Genomic DNA, 20,602 nt, shown 5'->3' on the forward strand with positions numbered 1-20,602 from the left:
ATTTGATCCCGGCGCGCAGCTTCGCTGGCAGGAAGGTTGCCCTTTTCGGGCTCGGCGGTTCGGGTCTGGCTACGGCGCGTGCGCTCGTTGCCGGCGGCGCCTCCGTGCTTGCCTGGGACGACAACCCCGAAAGTGTCGCGAAGGCGCAAGCCGACGGCATCGCGACCTGCGACCTGCGTGCTGCCTCATGGACGGAGTTTGCGGCGCTGGTGCTTGCACCGGGCGTACCTCTGACCCATCCGAAGCCGCACTGGACCGTTGAGCTGGCACATGCGGCCGGCGTGGAAATCATCGGCGACATCGAGCTGTTCGCACGCGAGCGGCGCGCAATGGCGCCCGAAGCGCCGTTGATCGCTATAACCGGCACAAACGGCAAATCGACGACGACGGCGCTTGTCTCCCACATCATCTCCGCGAGCGGGCGGGACTGCCAGATGGGCGGCAATATCGGCCGCGCGGTGATGACGCTCGAACCGCCGCTGGCCGAGCGTTTTTATGTGGTCGAATGCTCTTCCTACCAGATCGACCTGGCACCGTCGCTGGACGCAAGCGTTGGCCTGCTGCTCAATCTGTCGCCCGACCATCTCGACCGACACGGCAGTATGGACCACTACGCCGATGTTAAGGCGCAGTTGGTCGACAAAGCCGGAACCGCGGTGATCGGCGTGGACGACAAATATTCGGCAGCGATAGCCGACCGCCTGTCGCAAGCAGGAAGGACGGTCGTCCGGATTTCCAAACACATGCCGCTCGAGGAAGGGTTGTTCGCGGAAGGCAGCGAAGTTTATCGCGCAACGGATGGCCGGCGTGAACACATAGCCTCGCTGGCGGGCATCGCCACGCTGCGCGGCGAGCACAATGCGCAGAATGCGCTCGGCGCGGTTGCGGCCTGTCTCGCCGTCGGACTGGAACCGGAGGAAATCCGGGCCGGGCTCGCCAGCTTCCCGGGGCTTGCGCATCGCATGGAGCCTGTTGCGCGGCGGGGCAAGGTGCTTTTCGTCAACGATTCCAAGGCGACCAATTCCGACGCCGCAGCGCCCGCGCTGTCGAGCTTCGAACGCGTCTACTGGATAGCCGGTGGACTGCCCAAGGAAGGCGGCATCGAGGCCCTGCGGCCTTTGTTCGGCAGGATTGCGCGGGCCTATCTGATCGGCGAGGCCGCGCCGGCCTTTGCCGCCACGCTGGGCGATGCCGTCGAATTCGAGATTTCCGGAACGTTAAATGCTGCGGTACATCATGCAGCAGCTGATTCGTCACATGACGAAAGCGCCGAAAGCGTTGTTCTGCTTTCGCCGGCCTGTGCGAGTTTCGACCAGTTCAGGAATTTTGAAGTGCGCGGCGATGCCTTCCGCACCGCCGTGCTGGCGCTGCAAGGCGTTGAACCGATCGGAGGGAGTGCCTGATGGTAAGCCGTGTGGACCGCGGACCGGTTGCGAACTGGTGGTGGACAGTCGACCGCTGGCTGCTGGCGGCGTTCGTGGCGCTGATGGTGCTGGGCATTGTCCTGTCGTTTTCCGCCAGCCCGCCCGTGGCCGAGCGGCTGGGGCTCGACCCCTATCATTTCGTCTCGAAGCAGCTCTTCTTCATGCTGCCGGCACTGGCGGTGATGATCGGTGTGTCATTCCTCAACAAACGCAACATCAGGCGGCTTGCGCTGCTGATGCTTGTCGGCTCGCTGGTGCTGATGCTGGCCGCGCTCTATCTCGGCATAGAGGTCAAGGGCTCGCGGCGCTGGATCTACATTGCCGGCGTGTCGGTGCAGCCGTCGGAATATCTCAAACCGGCCTTTGTCATCATCTGTGCGTGGCTGTTCGCCGAAAACGGCAAACATCCCGAAGTGCCCGGCAATCTGTTTGCGATGATCCTGCTCGGTCTGGTGTTGGCGCTGCTCGTGTCGCAGCCGGACCTGGGACAGTCACTGCTGGTTCTGGCCACCTGGGGCGTCATGTTCTTCATGGCCGGTCTTTCATGGATATGGATCGTTCTCCTGGGCGCGGTGGCCATGGGCGGGCTGGTTCTGGCCTATGGAGCGTTTCCGCATGTGGCCGAGCGCATCGACCGGTTCGTTACCGGCGAGGGCGACACATTTCAGGTCGATGTCGGGCGTGAGGCGATGATGCGCGGCGGCTGGTTCGGTCAGGGGCCGGGCGAGGGTTCGGTCAAACGCATCCTGCCGGACAGCCACACCGATTTCATCTTCGCGGTGGCTGCTGAAGAATTCGGCCTGCTGCTTTGTATTGCGATAGCCGCGCTGTTCGCGTTCGTGGTCATTCGCGGCCTCGTCATTGCCGCGCGGGAGGCGGACGATTTTCCGCGCTACGCCATCGCCGGACTTGTGACCGTGTTCGGTTTTCAGTCGATCATCAATATGGGCGTCAATGTGCAGCTGCTGCCGGCAAAAGGCATGACACTGCCCTTCATTTCGTCGGGCGGCTCGTCGCTTCTGGCCATGGCGATTTCGACCGGCATGGTGCTGGCGCTGACCCGCAGGCATCCAGAAAAGCGCATGCAGCACAGCGTGACACGCAGTTGGCAAAGCGCGGCCGTGTCGCATTAGATGGACAAAGGAACGATCTTCCTGGCTGCCGGCGGCACCGGCGGTCATCTGTTTCCAGCCGAAGCGCTGGCGCATGAGCTGCAGCGGCGCGGCTGGCGCGTCGATCTGGTCACAGACCACCGCGCCGAACGTTATGCTGGGACGTTTCCGGCCACCGAAACCCACATCGTGTCGTCGGCAACGATCGGGGCGCGAAACCCCGTCGCTCTGATGCGCGCCGGCTGGGCGATCTGGAGGGGCGTGCGCCAGGCATCCAAGCTGATCGAGACGGCGAGACCAAAGGCGATGGTCGGCTTCGGCGGCTACCCGACATTGCCGCCGGTCTATGCAGCAACACGGCGCGGCGTACCGACAATGCTTCACGAGCAGAACGCCGTCATGGGTCGCGCCAACCGTGCGCTCGCGGCCCGTGTGACGGCCATAGCCGGCGGTTTCCTGAAGGCCGAGGGCGCTCACGCCTCCAAGATCGTGGAGACCGGAAATCCGGTGCGGCCGGCAGTGATGGCGGCGCGCGAGGTGCCGTTCAAGGCGCCTGCAAAAGGAAAGCCCTTCAATCTGCTCGTGTTCGGAGGCAGCCAGGGCGCACAGTTCTTTTCGCAGGCGCTTCCCGAGGCGCTTGAACTGCTGCCGGAAAGCCAGCGCAAGCGGCTTCGTGTCACCCAGCAGGCGCGGCCGGAAGACGAGGCGGCGGCACGAAGTGCCTACGCCAAGCTCGGCCTGGCTGCCGAAGTCGCCCCATTCTTCACCGACATGGCCGAACGTATGGCGGCAGCGCATCTGGTTATTTCCCGGTCCGGCGCCTCCACCGTTTCCGAGGTTGCCGTGATCGGGCGCCCCGCGATCCTGGTGCCATACCCCTACGCGCTCGACCACGATCAGGCGGCAAACGCGGCGGCACTCGCGGCATCCGGCGGCGCCGAACTGCATGCTCAGGACACACTTGAGCCGCAGCGGCTCGCCGATCTTGTCGGCACCGCGATGAACGATCCGAAAGAGCTCGACCGGCGCGCCATGGCAGCGCGCAACGCCGGAAAGCCGCAAGCCACGCGGTTGCTCGCCGATATGGTAGAAGCTATTGCGGACGGCAAGTCAGTGGCGGCGTTGAAGAAGGAACATCCGGAATGAAAATGCCTGAGACCATCGGCGTCGTGCATTTTGTCGGCATCGGCGGCATCGGCATGAGCGGCATCGCTGAGGTGCTGCACAATCTGGGTTACACAGTGCAGGGCTCCGACCAGTCGGAGAATGCGAATGTGCAGCGCCTGCGCGACAAGGGCATTACCTGCCATGTCGGCCACAAGGCGGAAAATCTCGGCGGTGCCGAGGTGTTGGTGGTTTCCACTGCGATCCGCAAGGACAATCCCGAGCTCGTCGCGGCGCGCGAGCGCCTTTTGCCGGTTGTTCGGCGCGCCGAGATGCTGGCCGAGCTTATGCGTTTCGGGCAGGCGGTCGCCATCGGCGGAACGCATGGCAAGACCACGACGACCTCGATGGTGGGCACACTTCTCGAAGCCGGCGGGCTCGACCCGACCGTCATCAATGGCGGCATCATCAACGCCTATGGCACCAATGCGCGCATGGGCGAGGGCGACTGGATGGTGGTCGAGGCGGACGAGAGCGACGGCACCTTCCTGAAGCTGCCGGCCGAAATAGCCGTCGTCACCAATATCGATCCCGAACATCTCGACCACTACGGGACGTTCGAGGAAGTGCGCCGCGCTTTCGCGCAATTCGTCGAGAACGTGCCATTCTACGGTTTTGGCGTGATGTGCATCGATCACCCCGAGGTGCAGGCGCTGGTCTCGCGCATCGAGGACCGGCGTGTCGTCACTTACGGCGAAAACCCGCAGGCCGACGTGCGTTACTCCAATATCAGCATGGCCGATGGCGCATCGCAGTTCGACGTCACGATCCGCGACCGCAAGACGGGTGAGACGTCGACCATGCAAAATCTCAAACTGCCAATGCCTGGACGGCACAACATCGCCAACGCCACGGCGGCAGTTGCGGTTGCACATGAGCTCGGCATTTCCGAGGACAAGATCGCCCAGGGGCTTTCCGGCTTCGGCGGCGTCAAGCGGCGCTTCACGCTGACCGGCGAGTGGAACGGCGTTAAGATATTCGACGATTACGGCCACCATCCGGTGGAGATCAAGGCCGTGCTGAGGGCAGCGCGCGAATCCTGCTCGGGCCGGGTCATCGCGATTGCGCAACCGCACCGCTTCACGCGCCTGCGCGACCTGTTCGACGATTTTTCCTCCTGCTTCAACGATGCAGACACGATCATGGTGGCGCCGGTCTACACGGCTGGCGAAAACCCGATCGAAGGTGTTACATCGGAGGCGCTGGTGACACGCATCCGCACCGGCGGCCATCGCGATGCCCGCCATATCGAAGGGCCGGAGGCAGTGGCGCCGTTTGTGCGCGCCAATGCCAAGCCGGGCGATTTCGTGATCTATCTGGGCGCGGGCAACATCACCCAATGGGCCAATGCACTGCCCGGCGAACTCGCGGCATCCGAGCAAGCTGCATGACCGACGGCAAAGCGCTTCTTGAACGGCTGGCCGGGCCGCTCGCGGCGATCCGCGGGCGGATGACGCCCGATGCCGGCATGGACAAGATAACCTGGTTTCGCGCCGGCGGTCCGGCAGAGGTGTTGTTTCAGCCGGCCGATGCAGACGACCTCGCGGACTTCCTGAAAGCCGTTCCAGCGGGCGTGCCGGTGATGGCAGTCGGTATCGGCTCCAACCTTCTGGTGCGCGACGGCGGCATTCCGGGGTTCGTCGTGCGGCTTTCGGCCAAAGGTTTCGGCGAAGTCGAGCAGGTTTCCGATACGCGCCTCAAGGCGGGGGCTGCGGTGCCCGACAAGCGCCTCGCGGCGGCTGCGCTGGAAGCAGGGGTCGGCGGGCTGCACTTCTATCACGGCATTCCCGGAGCGATCGGCGGCGCGATCCGCATGAATGCCGGCGCGAACGGCGTGGAAACGAGGGACCATATCGTCGAAGTTCACGCCATCGACCGCAAGGGCGAGCGGCATGTGCTTTCACGCGACGAGATGGGTTATGCCTACCGCCATTCCTCGGCGCCGAAGGAGCTGATCTTCACGGCCGCCGTCTACGAGGGCGCCAAGGCCGATCAGGCGGACATCAAGGCGGCGATGGACGCGGTTCAGAACCACCGTGAAACCGTGCAGCCGATCCGCGAGAAAACCGGCGGCTCGACTTTCAAGAACCCGCCGGATGGCTCGGCCTGGAAGCTGATCGACGCTGCCGGCTGCCGCGGGCTCCACATCGGCGGGGCGCAGGTTTCGCCGATGCACTGCAACTTCCTCATCAACACCGGCGCGGCGACCGGCTACGACCTGGAATATCTCGGCGAGACGGTGCGCGCGCGTGTTCTTGAGCATTCCGGCACCAAGCTGGAGTGGGAAATCAAGCGCGTCGGCAATTTCCGACCGGGGCACGAGATCGACGAGTTTCAAGGGCTGCTGCTTTAGCTCGACGCTCGTGCCCGGCCATCGAAATCCAAGCTTTGCGCAACAAGCACTTGCCACAGAATCAACTCTCTGATTCTTTGGGTCAGCGGCGTTTCCTGATTTGAGTCGGTTTTTGAGCGCGTAACGCGTCAACCTTCGGGCACAGGCGTGACTCGGAGGGGACTCGGAATCCGATTCAGTGACGCCCATGGTGCGACCGAGCAGAGGGGTAGACCGGGGCATGACGATCAAGCACGTGGCGATGCTTTACGGCGGGTTTTCTTCCGAACGCCCGGTCAGCCTGTCTTCGGGCAACGCCTGTGCCGATGCCCTGGAGGCCGAAGGCTACCGGGTCACCCGCGTGGATGTCGGCCGCGACGTCGCCGAGGTGCTGAAGCGGCTCAACCCCGATGTCGCATTCAACGCGCTGCATGGGCCGTTCGGCGAAGACGGTACCATACAGGGCATTCTGGAATATCTGCAGATCCCATATACGCATTCGGGCGTGCTTGCCTCGGCGCTTGCCATGGACAAGGAGCGCGCCAAGGTCATCGCAGCCGCCGCCGGCATTCCCGTTGCCTCCGCGCTCGTCATGAACCGCCACGACATCGGGTCCGAGCATCCGATGGAGCCGCCCTATGTGGTGAAGCCTGTGCGCGAGGGCTCGAGTTTCGGTGTCGTGATCGTCGATGCGAAGCAGCCCCATCCGCCGCAGATGATCGGCTCGGCGGAGTGGCGCTACGGCGACATCGTCATGGTTGAGAGGTTCATACCGGGGCGCGAGCTGACCTGTGCGGTGATGGCCGGTGAATCGCTTGGCGTGACCGAAATCGTGCCGGTTGGACACAGCTTCTACGATTACGATGCAAAGTACGTTGAAGGGGGCTCAAAACACGAATGCCCGGCAAAACTTTCACCGAATATTTACCAAAAAATAGAGACACTGTCGGTCAAGGCTCATGACGTAATCGGCTGCCGCGGGATTTCCCGGTCTGACTTCCGTTTTGACGAGACCGCCTCCGCGGGGGGCGAGCTCGTCTGGCTGGAAGTCAACACCCAGCCGGGCATGACGCCGACATCGCTCGTACCCGAGCTTGCGCTTCATTCGGGGCGTTCCTTCGGTGAGCTGTTGCGCTGGATGGTGGAGGACGCCTCGTGTTCGCGTTGAAGGCAGTGCCGGTTGTAGGGAGTCGCAATGGCGGCGGCACCGGCGCGCTGCGTACCGGTGTTGTTTTTCCGCGCTATCTGCGGCGTCCTGCGCGTGCACTGGCGCGGCTGACGGCTGGTGACTACGAGCCGCCGCGGTTCGCCGGCGCCGCGCTTCTTGCAGGATTTTTCGCCGCCACAGCGCTGTACGGAATGGCGCTCGGCGGGCACACCTCGACGGTGCTTTCCACGGTTACCGCGCGCACGGGTTTCGCGCTGTCCGACATTCGCGTTTCGGGCAATCACGAAACGTCGGAAATCGACGTGCTGGGCCAGCTCGATCTTTCCGGCTTCACGTCGCTGATGGGCCTCGACGTGGACAAGGTGCGCGGCGACATCGAAATGCTGCCATGGATCGAAAGCGCGCGGGTGCGCAAGGTCTACCCCTCGGCGCTCGACATCAACATTACCGAACGCGAGCCTTTTGCAGTCTGGCAGCATGGCGAGGCGCTTTCGGTGGTGCAGGCCGACGGGCGCGTGATTGCGCCTTTCCGCAACCGCCGCAATGCAAGCCTGCCGCTGGTCATCGGCTCAGGCGCGCCTGAGCGGGCGGCCGAGTTTGTCGGCACGGTTGCGAAGTTCCCGACGCTGTCGGCGCGGGTGAGCGCCTATATTCTGGTCGCCAAACGCAGATGGGATATCAGGCTGGACAATGGCGTGACGGTGAAGCTGCCAGAGCGCGGCACCGAGCAGGCGCTGGCCGAAATCGCCGCACTCGACCGCGAGCTGGCGTTTCTGTCGCGCGGCATGACCGCCGTCGACATGCGGCTGGCCGATCGCATTGTCGTCAAGCTACGCGACGACGAAGCCTCAGTGCTGCGCGCCTCCACCCGCGAACGGCTTGGCATGCCCAAGAACCCGGGGCGGCGTACATGAGCTGGCTCGGCGGACGTAAGGAAACAACAGGGCGCCGGTCGGGCATCGTCACCGCGCTGGATATCGGATCGAGCAAGATCTGCTGCGTGATCGCGCGGCTGCAGCCATGCCAGGACAGCCGGCTTCTGCCGGGGCGGACGCACCAGATACAGGTCATCGGCATCGGTCACCAGAAATCGCGTGGCGTGAAATCGGGGGTGATTGTCGATCTCGATCTCGCCGAGCACGCCGTGCGGCTTGCGGTGGATGCCGCTGAACGCATGGCCGGGCTGACGGTGGAATCGCTGCTGGTCAGCGTCACGGCCGGACGCATGCGCTCCGAGCCGATGTCCGCCACGATCAGGCTGCGCGGCCAGGAAGCCGACAAGTCCGATATCGCCCAGGTGCTTGCCGCTGGCTCACGCCAGGCGCTTCAGGCCGAGCGGCAGGTGCTGCATTCGCTGCCGGTCGGCTTCTCGCTCGACGGTGAACGCGGCATACGCGATCCGCGCGGCATGATCGGCGAGACGCTCGGTGTCGACATGCATGTTCTGACCGCCGATGCGGCTCCGATCCGCAATCTCGAACTGTGTGTGAACAGGGCGCATCTGTCGGTCGAGCACATGGTTGCAACGCCTTATGCGAGCGGGCTTGCGGCACTGGTAGAGGACGAAGCCGACATGGGCGCGGCCTGCATCGACCTTGGAGGCGGCTCGACCTCGATCTCGATCTTCTCCGGCGGCAAGTTCATGCACGCCGGATCGCTGCCGATCGGCGGCAACCATGTGACCGGCGATCTGGCGCGCGGACTTTCGACCCGCACCGAATATGCCGAGCGGCTCAAGGTCATGCACGGTTCGGCGCTGCCGGAGGGCGGTGACGAGCGCGACATGATCACCATTCAGCCGCTTGCCGGCGACGAAATGGACCAGCAGATGCAGATACCGCGCGCGGCCATGAACCGGATCATCCGGGCGCGGGTCGAGGAAACATTCGAACTGGTGCGCGACCGCATCAACCAGTCCGGGCTGGCCGGCACGATCGGCAAGCGCGTGGTGCTGACGGGTGGCGCAAGCCAGCTTGCGGGATTGCCGGAGACGGCGCGGCGGGTTCTTGGGCGCAATGTGCGCATTGGCCGTCCGCTTGGCGTATCGGGGCTGCCAGAGGCAGCCAAGGGACCGGCATTCGCGTCGGTCGTGGGTTTGATGATCTACCCGCAGGCAGCGGGATTCGAGGGCGCGCGGCGCGGCCGTTTTGCGCCGACACAGGCAACCGGAACCGGGGGACGGTTCCAGCGCATGGGCCAATGGCTCAGAGACAGTTTCTAGTTTTAACGGGTTTCCCGAACCAGCAAGCCGCTGCGGCGTTGCGGCACGAAAGGCGGAAAGGACGAGGACATGACTATCAATCTGCAGAAGCCGGACATTACCGAGCTGAAGCCGCGCATCACCGTCTTTGGCGTTGGCGGCGGCGGCGGCAACGCGGTCAACAACATGATTTCGGCGGGCCTCAAGGGCGTTGATTTCGTGGTCGCAAACACCGACGCGCAGGCGTTGACCATGTCGAAGGCGGACCGGCTGATCCAGCTCGGCGCGCATGTGACGGAAGGCCTTGGTGCCGGGTCGCAGCCCGAAGTCGGGCGCGCAGCCGCCGAGGAGTGCATCGACGAGATCGTCGATCATCTGTCGGCGACGCATATGTGCTTTGTCACCGCAGGCATGGGTGGCGGCACCGGCACTGGCGCTGCCCCTGTTGTTGCCCGCGCAGCGCGCGAAAAAGGCATTCTCACGGTCGGTGTTGTCACCAAACCGTTCCACTTCGAAGGCCAGCGGCGCATGTCGACCGCGGATCAGGGCATCGAAGACCTGCAGAAATGCGTCGATACGCTGATCGTCATTCCGAACCAGAACCTGTTCCGGATCGCCAATGACAAGACCACCTTCGCCGACGCTTTCGCGATGGCCGACCAGGTGCTCTATTCGGGCGTTGCCTGCATCACCGACCTGATGGTCAAGGAAGGCCTGATCAACCTCGACTTCGCCGACGTTCGTTCGGTGATGCGCGAGATGGGCAAGGCCATGATGGGAACCGGCGAATCCTCCGGCGAAGGCCGCGCAATGGCCGCTGCCGAGGCAGCCATCGCCAATCCGCTGCTCGACGAAACCTCGATGAAGGGCGCCAGGGGCCTGCTGATCTCGATTACCGGCGGCCGCGACATGACGCTCTTTGAGGTCGACGAGGCGGCAACCCGCATCCGCGAGGAAGTCGATCAGGATGCCAACATCATCCTGGGTGCCACTTTCGACGAGGAACTCGAAGGCATCATCCGCGTTTCGGTGGTTGCGACAGGCATCGACAAGGCTGCCGGCGAGGTCGGTGCTCCGGCCACGATCCACCGTCCGTCGCCGAAGCCCGCCCAGCCCATCAAGCAGGAAGTGCGGCCGGCTCCCGCGCCGCAGCTGCAGCCGGCGAAACCGGCGCAGCCTGCCGAGGCAACTGTCGTGCAGCAGACTGCCGGCGAACAATCGGCCGATCCCGTTGCAGAGGCGATTCGCGCAGCGGAAAGCCCGGTCGAGGCCAAGGCAAAAGACGCCGATGCAGCGTTCAAACCGGCCTCCAAGCTGTTCCAGGCACCTCCCGCAGCGATACAGCCGGCAGCTCCCGTCCAGCCGCAGCAGCATCTCCAGGAAGCGCCTCGCATGCCGCGCGTCGAGGATTTCCCGGCAGTGGTGCGGGCCGAGATCGAGGCTTCGGACCACGATGCGGACCATGATGCACGGGGCCCGGTCGGCCTGCTGAAGCGCCTTGCGACCGGCCTTTCGCGCCGCGATGACGAGCCGCGCCTGACGCCGGCGCAGCCGCGCGAACCGCGCCTGCGCCAGCCGGTGCAGGACACGCGCCGCCAGCATGGGCACGACCCGGACCTCTATGCTCCGCGCCGCGGCCAGCTTGACGATCAGGGCCGGGCAGTCGCGCAGACGCGGGTAGCCCAGGATGACGACCAGCTCGAAATCCCCGCCTTTTTGCGGCGCCAGGCGAATTAACCGGTTTCCAACATTTGAGTACCAAAACGGGCGCGAAAGCGCCCGTTTTGCCGTTCGTGCGGGAAGTCGGCTTACAAAATCGCGGCAATAGTAACATTGGGTAAGAATCCGTGATTTGGTTCGCTGTTTGCTCCCAATTATCTTTGCGGCGACAAATTGCGAAGCATCGAGGGGTTGGGCTTCGCGCTCTACGGCCTGAGCTGTGGTGTACAAGGCGGCAGTCGTAATCGGGACGGGCCTATGGGGAATGAATTGTTTGATTGTCAAACGACACTGAAGTCGTCGATTTCGGTTTCCGGCGTCGGTGTCCATAACGGAAAGCCTGTTTCCGTTCAGTTCAGCCCGGCCGACCCGGATACGGGCATTGTTTTCCACGGCCCCTCCGACGGCGCCGACGACCCCGAGATCCGTGCCAGCGCAGGTGCCATCTCCGGTACCGACCTCTGCACATTGCTGGGCGACCCGCGCGGATTTCATGTCGGCACGGTCGAGCATCTGATGGCAGCGCTTTTTGCGCTCGGCATCGACAATGTACATGTCGAGATCGACGGTACCGAGATGCCGATTCTCGACGGCAGCGCGGCCATGTTTGTCGACGCGTTCGACCAGGCAGGCATCGAGACGCAAGCGGTACGCCGGCGCTACATTCGCGTCCGCAAACCCGTGCGGATAGAAAACGGCGCATCCTGGGCGGAGTTTCGCCCCTATGACGGTACGCGGTTCGAGATCGAGATCGATTTCGAAAGCCCGGCGATCGGACGCCAGTCTTTCAAAAGCGACATCGATGCGAAGGTTTTCCGCCGCGACATCAGCCGCGCGCGCACCTTCGGTTTCCTGAAAGACGTCGAGCGTTTGTGGGCGGCAGGCTATGCGCTCGGATCGTCGCTCGAAAACTCGGTGGTGATCGGCGAAGACCACAAGGTCATCAATGTCGAGGGGCTGCTCTACGAAGACGAGTTCGTGCGCCACAAGACGCTGGATGCCATGGGCGACCTGGCGCTGGCCGGCGCCCGGTTCATCGGCATGTTCCGGTCCTATCGCGGCGGGCATAAGCTCAATGCCGCCGCACTGAAGCAGCTGCTCTCCGATTCGAGCGCGTTCGAGATCGTGGAAACGGTGAGCCGAGAGCGCGGCCGTTCCGCCGAGATGGTGCAGGTCAGCACGCCGGTCTACGCACCCTGGGCAATCTGAACCGCGCCGGTTTCACCATAACGACAGAATGAACTTGCGCGGTGAAACAGCCGTGCCACAAAAATGCGCCATTGAGAGACCATGCGTTGCTCAGGATGGGGCTTTTGTGGTTTATGACGCTTTTCCTCGCGCGGAATTTGCGGGGTTCGACGCCACCGGAGGGCGCTTTTGACGATGCCAAGCTTGAAACAGGCGAATAGCGCGACCTGGCGGGTGAGGTTCGGCGCGTTGCTGGTGGTGATTGCGCCCCTCGGCCTTGCCGCCTGTGGCGAAAAGGATATCGATCTCTCGACCTATGTCGAAAACGTCGATCCGGCGGACGTGCTTTATAATCAGGCGCTTGCCAATCTGAATGAAGGCAAGGTCTCCGAGGCTTCGAAGAAGTTCGCCGCCGTCGACCGCCAGCATCCCTATTCGGAATATGCCCGCAAATCGATGGTAATGGCGACATTCACCAACTATCGCCAGGGCGAATACGCCGAAGCCATCAACAGCGGCCGGCGCTACGTCCAGCTCTACCCGTCGACACCGGACGCTGCCTACGCGCAGTATCTCGTCGGGCTCAGCTATTTCCGCCAGATTCGCGACGTGACGCAGGATCAGACGGAATCGCAAAAGACGATCGAGGCAATGCAGGAGCTCGTCGAGCGCTGGCCCGAATCGGAATATATCGAGGATGCGCAGACGAAGATTCGTTTCGCGCGCGACCAGCTGGCCGGCAAGGAAATGCAGGTCGGCCGTTATTATCTCGAACGGCGTGAATACATCTCCTCCATCAAGCGCTTCCGCATCGTGGTCGAAAACTATGCGAATACGCGTCATGTGGAGGAAGCGCTGGCGCGGCTTGTCGAAGCATATTATGCGATGGGCCTAGCGTCGGAAGCGCAGACCGCCGCCGCGGTTCTGGGACACAACTACCCGGAAAGCGACTGGTACAAGGATTCCTACACGCTGTTGCAGTCGGGCGGGCTTGAACCACGGGAAAACAGCGGTTCGTGGTTGTCGCGCCTGAACGTCTTCGGCAGCAGCACCTAGGCGACACACGGCACTCATGCTGGCGCATCTGTCGATCCGCGACATCGTCCTGATCGAAAGATTGGATATCGATTTCGATTCGGGCCTTTCAGTGCTGACCGGCGAAACCGGCGCCGGCAAGTCGATACTGCTCGATGCTCTCTCCCTGGCGCTGGGTGCGCGCGGCGATACCGCACTTGTGCGCAACGGCGCGACACAAGGCCAGGTAACCGCTGTATTCGACGTTCCGGCAAACCACCCAGTGCGTGTGCTGCTGCGTGACAATGCCATCGATGACGAAGGCGATGTGATCCTGCGCCGGGTTCAGAGCGTGGACGGCAGAACCCGCGTTTTCATCAACGATCAGGCATCCAGCGTCGGCCTGATGCGGGAGACGGGCCGGGCGCTCGTCGAGATCCACGGACAGCACGACGAACGGGCGCTGGTCGATACAGCAATGCACCGCGATCTGCTCGACGCGTTTGGCGGGCACCTTGGCGAGGTGGCGCATGTCGCGGAGCTGTGGCGCGCATTGCGGGAAGCGGAGCGTACGCTTGCGCGGCATCGCGCGATGGTGGACGCCGCGGGGCGCGAGGCCGACTTTTTGCGCGCCTCGGTGGCCGAACTCGTCGAAGCCGACCCGCAGCCGGGCGAAGAAACGGAACTGGCGGACAGGCGCGCCGACATGATGCGGGCCGAGAAGTCGGCCTCCGATATCGCCGAGGCGCAGGAAACGCTGTCAGGTTCCGGGTCGCCATTGCCGGTTCTTTCGGGCCTGCTGCGCCGGCTGCAGCGAAAGGCCGCCGACGCGCCCGCGTTGCTCGACCCGATCGTGAAGGCGCTGGACGAGGCATTGATCGCGCTCGACGGCGCACAGGCCGCCGCGGACGAGGCCATGCGCGCGGCGGAGTTCGACCCCGGCGCGCTGGAACGCGCCGAGGAGCGGCTTTTTGCGCTGCGTGCGCTGGCCCGCAAGCACAACGTTCAGGTCGATGACCTGGCGGCATTGCGCGATGAGATGGCAGCCAAGCTGGCGGACCTCGATGCCGGCGAGGGCCGGCTTGCGGAACTGGAAAAGAACGCCCGTGAAGCCGTCGGACGCTATGACGATGCGGCGGCAAGGTTATCGGAACTGCGCCGCGCCACCGGCGGCAATCTGGTCAAGGCGGTCGCTGCCGAACTGCCGGCTCTGAAGCTTGAACGGGCGGAGTTCATCGTCGAGATGACGAGCGAAGCGGACGACCGTTCCGAAACCGGCATCGATTCGATAGAATTCTGGGTGCGCACCAACCCCGGAACGCGGGCAGGGCCGATGATGAAGGTGGCTTCGGGCGGCGAACTTTCGCGCTTCCTTCTGGCGCTCAAGGTGGCGCTTGCCGACCGCGGCTCGGCGCCGACGCTTGTCTTCGACGAAATCGACACGGGCGTTGGCGGCGCCGTTGCCGACGCGATCGGACAGCGGCTGGCGCGGCTTTCCGACAAGATACAGGTGCTCACCGTCACGCATGCGCCACAGGTGGCAGCGCGGGCGCGCTCGCATTTCCTGATTTCAAAAAGCGGGGGCGAAGACCGCGTGGCGACGGGCGTTCACGCAATCGACGAGGCGGGCAGGCAGGAAGAGCTGGCGCGCATGCTTGCCGGCGCGACGATCACCGAAGAAGCGCGAGCTGCCGCAGGCCGGCTGCTGAAGGAAAACACCTCCGTCGCGAGCTGACAGCAGAGTGATCCAATAATGCGGCTTGCCTATCCAAATCCGGGCCCCGCCGGGCTAAGGTCTTGGCAAGTGCACCTTGCGGATTCTCTACATGACTGCCCCTGAAATCGATGTCGAAAAACTGAGTGCCGAACAGGCCGCGACGGAACTCGAGCGGCTGGCCGCCGAGATTGCCGAGCATGACCGGCGCTACCATAGCGACGATGCTCCGACGGTTACCGACGCCGAATACGATGCGCTGCGGCGGCGCAACCTCGCGATCGAGCAGGCGTTTCCGGCCCTGGTGCGCGCGGATTCGCCATCAAGGCGGGTCGGAGGGGCTGTATCGGAGAAATTCGAGAAGGTGCGGCACGCGGTGCCCATGCTTTCGCTCGACAATGCGTTTTCCGACGACGACGTTCGCGACTTCGCCGAACGCGTGCGGCGCTACCTCCGGCTTCCCGCCGACGCGGTGTTGCCTATCACCGCCGAACCCAAGATCGACGGTCTGTCGCTCTCGCTGCGTTATGAAGGCGGGCGGCTCGCAGTTGCCGCCACGCGGGGCGACGGGCAGGTTGGCGAAAACGTCACGGCCAATGCGCGGACCATTACCGATATACCCGAGATACTGTCCGGCAATCCGCCGGCGGTGCTCGAGGTGCGTGGCGAGGTCTATCTAAGCCACGCGGATTTTCTCGAGCTCAACCGCAAGCAGGAGGCCGAGGGCAAACCGCTTTACGTCAATCCGCGCAATACGGCTGCGGGTTCATTGCGGCAGCTCGACCCGTCGATCACGGCATCGCGGCCGCTCAAGTTTTTCGCCTATGCGTGGGGCGAGGTGAGCACCATGCCCGCCGACACCCAGATGGGCATGGTCGCGGCACTGGCGGATTATGGATTTCGCGTCAACGACCTGATGAAGCGCTTCGACGATGTCGACGAGCTGCTTGAGCATTACGGTAAGATCGAGGTGGAGCGGGGCACGCTGCCCTACGACATCGACGGTGTTGTCTACAAGGTGGACGACATTGCTTTGCAGGAGCGGCTGGGCTTCGTTTCGCGTTCTCCGCGCTGGGCGATCGCGCACAAGTTTCCGGCCGAGAAGGCCGCGACTGTGCTCAATGGAATCGACATCCAGGTGGGGCGCACGGGCGCGCTGACGCCGGTCGCGCGGCTGGAGCCGGTGACGGTGGGCGGCGTGGTGGTCACCAACGCCACGCTGCACAATGCCGAGGAGATCGGGCGGCTCGGCATCAAGATCGGCGACACGGTGATCGTCCAGCGCGCCGGCGATGTCATCCCGCAGATACTGGGATTCGTTGAGGAAAAGCGCCCTGCGGATGCCCGTAACTTTACCTTTCCCGAGGTCTGTCCGTGCCATCTGAAAACCCCTGTCGCGCGCGACACGACGGCGGGCGGCGTTGAGGGCGTGGTGCGGCGCTGTAGCGGCGAGTTTGCCTGCCCCTATCAGCGTATCGAACATCTGCGCCATTTCGTTTCGCGCCGCGCCTTCGACATCGAGGGGCTCGGCGAGAAGCAGATTGAGTTCTTTTTCAACGATGAGGATTTGCCGGTCAAAAGCCCTGCCGACATCTTCACGTTGGCCGAACGCGATGCCGCCAGTCTGAAAAAGCTCAAGGACAAGGAAGGCTGGGGCTCGCTGTCGGCGTCCAATCTCTTCGCGGCAATCGAGACCCGGCGGACGATCGAGCTGGACCGCATGATCTACGGCCTGGGAATACGTCATGTCGGCGAGACGACCGCGCGCACGCTGGCGCGGGCCTATGGCAGCTGGCAGGCGGTGCACGATGCCGCACTTGCCGTGGCGCGCGGCGACACACAAGCGCGCGAAGACATGGATGCGCTCGACGACATCGGCGATGCGGTAATTGACGCGGTCGCCCGCTATTTTGGCGAGGATCACAACCGCGACCTGGTCGAGAAGCTGGCCGCGCAGGTCAATGTGGTCGATGCGGAGATGCCACAATCGGATTCTCCGGTTGCCGGCAAGACGGTTGTCTTCACCGGCGGGCTGGAGCGCATGTCACGCGATGAAGCGAAAGCGATGGCTGAACGGTTCGGGGTAAAGGTGTCCGGTTCGGTGTCCAGCAAGACAGATCTGGTTGTCGCCGGTCCGGGTGCGGGCTCCAAGCTCAAGAAAGCCGCAGAGCTCGGGATCGAGGTCATCGACGAGAACGGGTGGTTCGAATTGATCGGTGCCGGCTAACATCGCAGGGCCGCATCAATCAAACCAATCGATGCCTCAACGGAATTCGTATGACATGGCAGCCATGCTGCCCTATTGAATCGACCATGTCGGAAAAAATTGACTTCAACGATACAGGTGCAGAATTCCGGCGCGGCATGCGCCGGTCTATCCCGGTTGTGATAGCGGCGGCGCCCTTCGGGCTGCTTTACGGAACGCTGGCGGTGGGCAACGGGCTCACTGTTGGCGAAACGGTGCTGATGAGCGCCACCATCTATGCCGGCGCAAGCCAGATGGTCGGCATCGAGCTGTTCGGCCAGAATATCGCGCCGTGGATGCTGGTGATGTCGATCTTTGCGGTCAATTTCCGCCATGTGCTCTATTCGGCGGTTTCGGGCCGGGCGACCCGCCACTGGTCGAGGTTGAAACGCTATCTTGCCTTCTTCTTTCTTGTAGACCCCCAGTTTGCCGAGGCCGAGCGCCGCGTTGCCGAAGGCCGGCCGGTCACCCTGGCCTGGTATATGGGGCTTGCCCTGCCGATCTACCTGTTCTGGGTCGCCGAAGCTTTGGTTGGCGCGCTTTTCGGCCAGCTGATACCGAACCCCGAGGCACTCGGTTTCGACTTCCTCCTGCCGATCTATTTTCTGGGGCTGGTGATGGAGTTTCGCGACAGGCCGCTGTGGCTGCCCGTTGTCGCCGTGAGCGCGACCGTGTCGATCGCAGCCTATTACACGGTCGGTTCGCCCTGGCATGTCTCCATCGGCGCGGTTGCCGGCATCGCGCTCGCGGCGTTCTGGCCCTCGCAGGGTGCTGCGCGGGAGCTCGAGGAGCGGCAGGCATGAGCACGACCGTCTGGATTATCCTGGCTGGCGCCCTGGTCACCTATCTGACGCGTATCGGCGGCGACCTAGTGCTGTCGCGGTTCGAGCGGATACATCCGCGTGTCGAGGCTGCGCTCAACGCTGTTCCGGCGGCTGTTCTGACCACGCTTGTGGCGCCGGTGGCAACGACCGGCGGTGTCGCCGAGGCGGCGTCTCTTGTGGTTGCAGGCGTTATGTATCTGCGCGGCGGCGGCCTGATGACGGGCTTTGTTGCCGGCGCCGTTGTGCTCGTCGCGCTGCGAAACCTCGTGGGCTAGAGTATCAGCGCGCAAGCTCTGCGGTTGCATTCTCGAGCCAGCGGAGCGTCTGGCCATCAACCATCGGACCGATCTCGGCCAGCACACGGCTGTGATAAGCGTCCAGCCAGTCGCACTCTTCCTCCGACAGCACACTCGTGTCGATCAGCCTCCGGTCGAATGGCGCGAGGGTCAGGGTCTCGAAGCCGTGCATCGGCGTTTCGCCACCGGCAATTTCCTGCGCGGGCGTGACCACGATCAGGTTTTCAAGTCGGATCCCATAGGCGCCCTCCTTGTAGAAACCCGGTTCGTTGGAGAGGATCATGCCCGGCAGCAGCTTCTCGGTTCCGGTCTTGGCGATGCGCTGCGGGCCTTCGTGAACCGACAGAAACGAACCGACGCCGTGGCCTGTGCCATGGGCATAGTCGAGGCCGGCCTTCCACAATGCCGCGCGGGCAATGGCATCAATGTCCGCGCCGCGCGTGCCAGCCGGGTATCGCAGCAGCGAGAGCCCGATCAGTCCCTTAAGGACAAGGGTATAATGCCGGCGCATCTCGGCAGAGGGCGCGCCGATTGCCACCGTGCGCGTGATGTCGGTGGTGCCGTCCTGAAACTGGCCGCCGGAATCGACCAGATAAAGCTCGCCGGTGCCGAGCGTCCGGTTCGTCCGGCGTGTCACCCGGTAGTGGATGACGGCGCCATTCGGCCCGGCGCCTGAAATGGTGTCGAACGAAATGTCGCGCAGCGGCATCTGCGTTTCATCGCCGAGCCTTCGCCGCGCCGCCTCAAGCTGCGTGGCAGCGCCGATCTCGTCGACGGTTCCGGCCTGTTGGGCATCCAGCCAGCACAGAAACCTTGCCACCGCGGCGCCATCGCGGCGATGGGCGGCGCGCGCACCGTCCAGCTCGGCGCTGTTCTTGGTGGCGCGGGGCAGGCGTGCGGGATCCGGCATCGGAACCACGCGGCCACCCGCCTGTTCCACCACGATGCGCAGCTTCTCCGCCGCAAGTGCGGGGTCGAGTGCGACCATGGTCCCGGAAGCCGAGAGCCTGCGGAGGTCGTCCTCCAATGCGTTCGGCGGGCGCAGGTCAGCCAGCGGCTCAAGATGCGCGCGGCTTTCGCCGTCGAACTTGCGCGCGTCGGCATAGACGGAGGCCCGGCCGTTTGTGTCCAGGATCGCAAAACCGAGAGGAACGGGCGTGTGGGCAATATCGGAGCCGCGAATGTTGAACGCCCAGGCAAGCGAAGCCGGGTCGGTCAACACCACATATCGTGCGCCGGCATCGGACACTGCTGCGTTGATGCGGGCAAGCTTGGCGGCCGCCTCTTCTCCGCTGAAAGCGAGCGGATGCACGGTTACGGCACCGAGCGGCGGCTGCGGCTGGTCTTCCCAGATCAAATCGACCGGATTCGCATCGAGGACGGCAAGGGATCCGCCTTTGCCTTCGAGTGCCTGGCGCAGCGCCCTGGTCTCGGAGATCGTGTGCAGCCAGGGGTCGATCCCGATCTTCCACCCTTTCGCGGTATTTTCGGCCAGCCATTTCGACGGCGGTGCGGCCACCAAATCCTCGACAGTGAACGTTGCAGGGTCGCTCTGCTGTCTTGCCTGCAGGGTGTAGCGCCCGTCGACGAACAGATGCGCCGAGCTACGAAGTATGAGCGCGGCGCCGGCCGAACCGGTAAAGCCGGTCATCCACTGCAGGCGTTCCGACCGCGGCGCGACGTATTCGCCCTGATGTTCGTCGGCGCGCGGTATCAGAAACCCATCGAGGTCCAGCTCCGCGAGCTTTTCGCGCAGCAGCGTCACGCGTGCTGGCCCCTGGGCCGGGTTGGCGACCGAATCAAATTCCTGAAACATGGGAGAGCGACATTCAACGTTTGAGATAGCGTGGACGGTACCGGCTGAGCAGGGCCGGTGCAATCGGGCAGCGGCTGGTCTGGTCAATGACGCACTGCAATATCGAATGGGTGCCATGCGTTATTGGGAGTGGTTCAGCCTGCCGGCAGTGCCTATCTTGCGCGCAGTGGAGGATTATTCTTCTTCAGGAGAACTGCCATGGCCAGCAAGGGAAATCCCGGATTTTTCCGCAGTGCGTTCAACGCGATGATTGCCGCGCAGGAGCGTCAGGCACAGCGTTATGTCAACAGCACGCTCATGCTGCTCGACGATGAAACTCTGCGTGCCAACGGCATCTCGCGCGACCAGGTTGCCGCCCGCGGCAGATTTACCAGCATTATCTGATC

17 protein-coding genes are annotated in these 20,602 nt (G+C 63.7%); 16 read left to right on the top strand and 1 reads right to left on the bottom strand.

The genetic code is table 11. The features are described from left to right. Positions 1–2 precede the first annotated feature (2 nt). The 15 genes from murD to EP165_RS12145 all read left to right on the top strand — a co-directional run bounded on the left by murD (position 3) and on the right by EP165_RS12145 (position 18,379). Positions 3–1,403 (top strand): UDP-N-acetylmuramoyl-L-alanine--D-glutamate ligase, encoded by a 1,401-nt coding sequence (gene murD / locus EP165_RS12075; RefSeq protein WP_127522877.1) that lies wholly within the window; start codon positions 3–5, stop codon positions 1,401–1,403. Continuing rightward, positions 1,403–2,557, top strand: coding sequence for a putative lipid II flippase FtsW (gene ftsW / locus EP165_RS12080; protein WP_127522879.1), 1,155 nt, complete (start codon positions 1,403–1,405; stop codon positions 2,555–2,557). The genes murD and ftsW overlap by 1 nt, the downstream gene beginning before the upstream one ends. Next, positions 2,558–3,682: an undecaprenyldiphospho-muramoylpentapeptide beta-N-acetylglucosaminyltransferase gene (gene murG, locus EP165_RS12085; RefSeq protein ID WP_127522881.1), complete on the top strand. Its 1,125-nt coding sequence runs from the start codon at positions 2,558–2,560 to the stop codon at positions 3,680–3,682. Continuing rightward, positions 3,679–5,091 carry a UDP-N-acetylmuramate--L-alanine ligase gene (gene murC, locus EP165_RS12090; RefSeq protein ID WP_127522883.1) on the top strand — a complete coding sequence of 471 codons (1,413 nt, stop codon included), beginning with the start codon at positions 3,679–3,681 and terminating at the stop codon, positions 5,089–5,091. Before murG ends, murC begins: the two co-directional genes overlap by 4 nt. Next, positions 5,088–6,053 (top strand): UDP-N-acetylmuramate dehydrogenase, encoded by a 966-nt coding sequence (murB, locus tag EP165_RS12095; protein ID WP_127522885.1) that lies wholly within the window; start codon positions 5,088–5,090, stop codon positions 6,051–6,053. The genes murC and murB overlap by 4 nt, the downstream gene beginning before the upstream one ends. Before the next feature lie 220 nt (positions 6,054–6,273). Further along, entirely contained in the window at positions 6,274–7,200 is a 927-nt protein-coding gene (locus tag EP165_RS12100; RefSeq protein WP_127522887.1) for a D-alanine--D-alanine ligase, read from the top strand. Further along, complete coding sequence (locus EP165_RS12105) at positions 7,188–8,114, top strand: cell division protein FtsQ/DivIB (RefSeq protein ID WP_245440121.1); 927 nt, start codon at positions 7,188–7,190, stop codon at positions 8,112–8,114. Before EP165_RS12100 ends, EP165_RS12105 begins: the two co-directional genes overlap by 13 nt. After that, complete coding sequence (gene ftsA, locus EP165_RS12110) at positions 8,111–9,421, top strand: cell division protein FtsA (protein ID WP_127522889.1); 1,311 nt, start codon at positions 8,111–8,113, stop codon at positions 9,419–9,421. The genes EP165_RS12105 and ftsA overlap by 4 nt, the downstream gene beginning before the upstream one ends. A 69-nt stretch (positions 9,422–9,490) precedes the next feature. Beyond that, on the top strand, positions 9,491–11,137 hold the full coding sequence (gene ftsZ / locus EP165_RS12115; RefSeq protein ID WP_127522891.1) for a cell division protein FtsZ: 1,647 nt from the start codon (positions 9,491–9,493) through the stop codon (positions 11,135–11,137). A 240-nt stretch (positions 11,138–11,377) separates the two neighbouring features. Beyond that, positions 11,378–12,328, top strand: a complete 951-nt coding sequence (gene lpxC / locus EP165_RS12120; RefSeq protein ID WP_127522893.1) for a UDP-3-O-acyl-N-acetylglucosamine deacetylase — start codon at positions 11,378–11,380, stop codon at positions 12,326–12,328. 174 nt (positions 12,329–12,502) lie between these two features. After that, positions 12,503–13,363, top strand: coding sequence for an outer membrane protein assembly factor BamD (locus EP165_RS12125; RefSeq protein ID WP_127522895.1), 861 nt, complete (start codon positions 12,503–12,505; stop codon positions 13,361–13,363). 16 nt (positions 13,364–13,379) lie between these two features. Next, positions 13,380–15,056 (top strand): DNA repair protein RecN, encoded by a 1,677-nt coding sequence (recN, locus tag EP165_RS12130; protein WP_127522897.1) that lies wholly within the window; start codon positions 13,380–13,382, stop codon positions 15,054–15,056. A 91-nt stretch (positions 15,057–15,147) separates the two neighbouring features. After that, a complete protein-coding gene (gene ligA / locus EP165_RS12135; RefSeq protein WP_127522899.1) occupies positions 15,148–17,262 on the top strand; it encodes an NAD-dependent DNA ligase LigA in 2,115 nt (704 codons plus the stop codon). A gap of 86 nt (positions 17,263–17,348) precedes the next feature. Next, positions 17,349–18,083, top strand: coding sequence for an AzlC family ABC transporter permease (locus EP165_RS12140; RefSeq protein ID WP_127522901.1), 735 nt, complete (start codon positions 17,349–17,351; stop codon positions 18,081–18,083). Then, the gene (locus EP165_RS12145) at positions 18,080–18,379 is read left to right on the top strand and encodes an AzlD family protein (protein ID WP_127522903.1); all 300 of its coding nucleotides are present in this window, start codon (positions 18,080–18,082) and stop codon (positions 18,377–18,379) included. The genes EP165_RS12140 and EP165_RS12145 overlap by 4 nt, the downstream gene beginning before the upstream one ends. A gap of 4 nt (positions 18,380–18,383) precedes the next feature. Here EP165_RS12145 and EP165_RS12150 read toward each other — a convergent pair whose 3' ends face one another. Next, a complete protein-coding gene (locus EP165_RS12150) occupies positions 18,384–20,216 on the bottom strand; it encodes an aminopeptidase P family protein (RefSeq protein WP_127522904.1) in 1,833 nt (610 codons plus the stop codon). A gap of 198 nt (positions 20,217–20,414) precedes the next feature. On the opposite strand from EP165_RS12150, the gene EP165_RS12155 reads away from it, so the two are divergent. Continuing rightward, positions 20,415–20,600: a hypothetical protein gene (locus tag EP165_RS12155; protein ID WP_127522905.1), complete on the top strand. Its 186-nt coding sequence runs from the start codon at positions 20,415–20,417 to the stop codon at positions 20,598–20,600. Positions 20,601–20,602 lie beyond the last annotated feature (2 nt).

This window comes from Mesorhizobium sp. Z1-4 (assembly GCF_004000235.1).
Lineage (GTDB): Bacteria > Pseudomonadota > Alphaproteobacteria > Rhizobiales > Rhizobiaceae > RCIO01.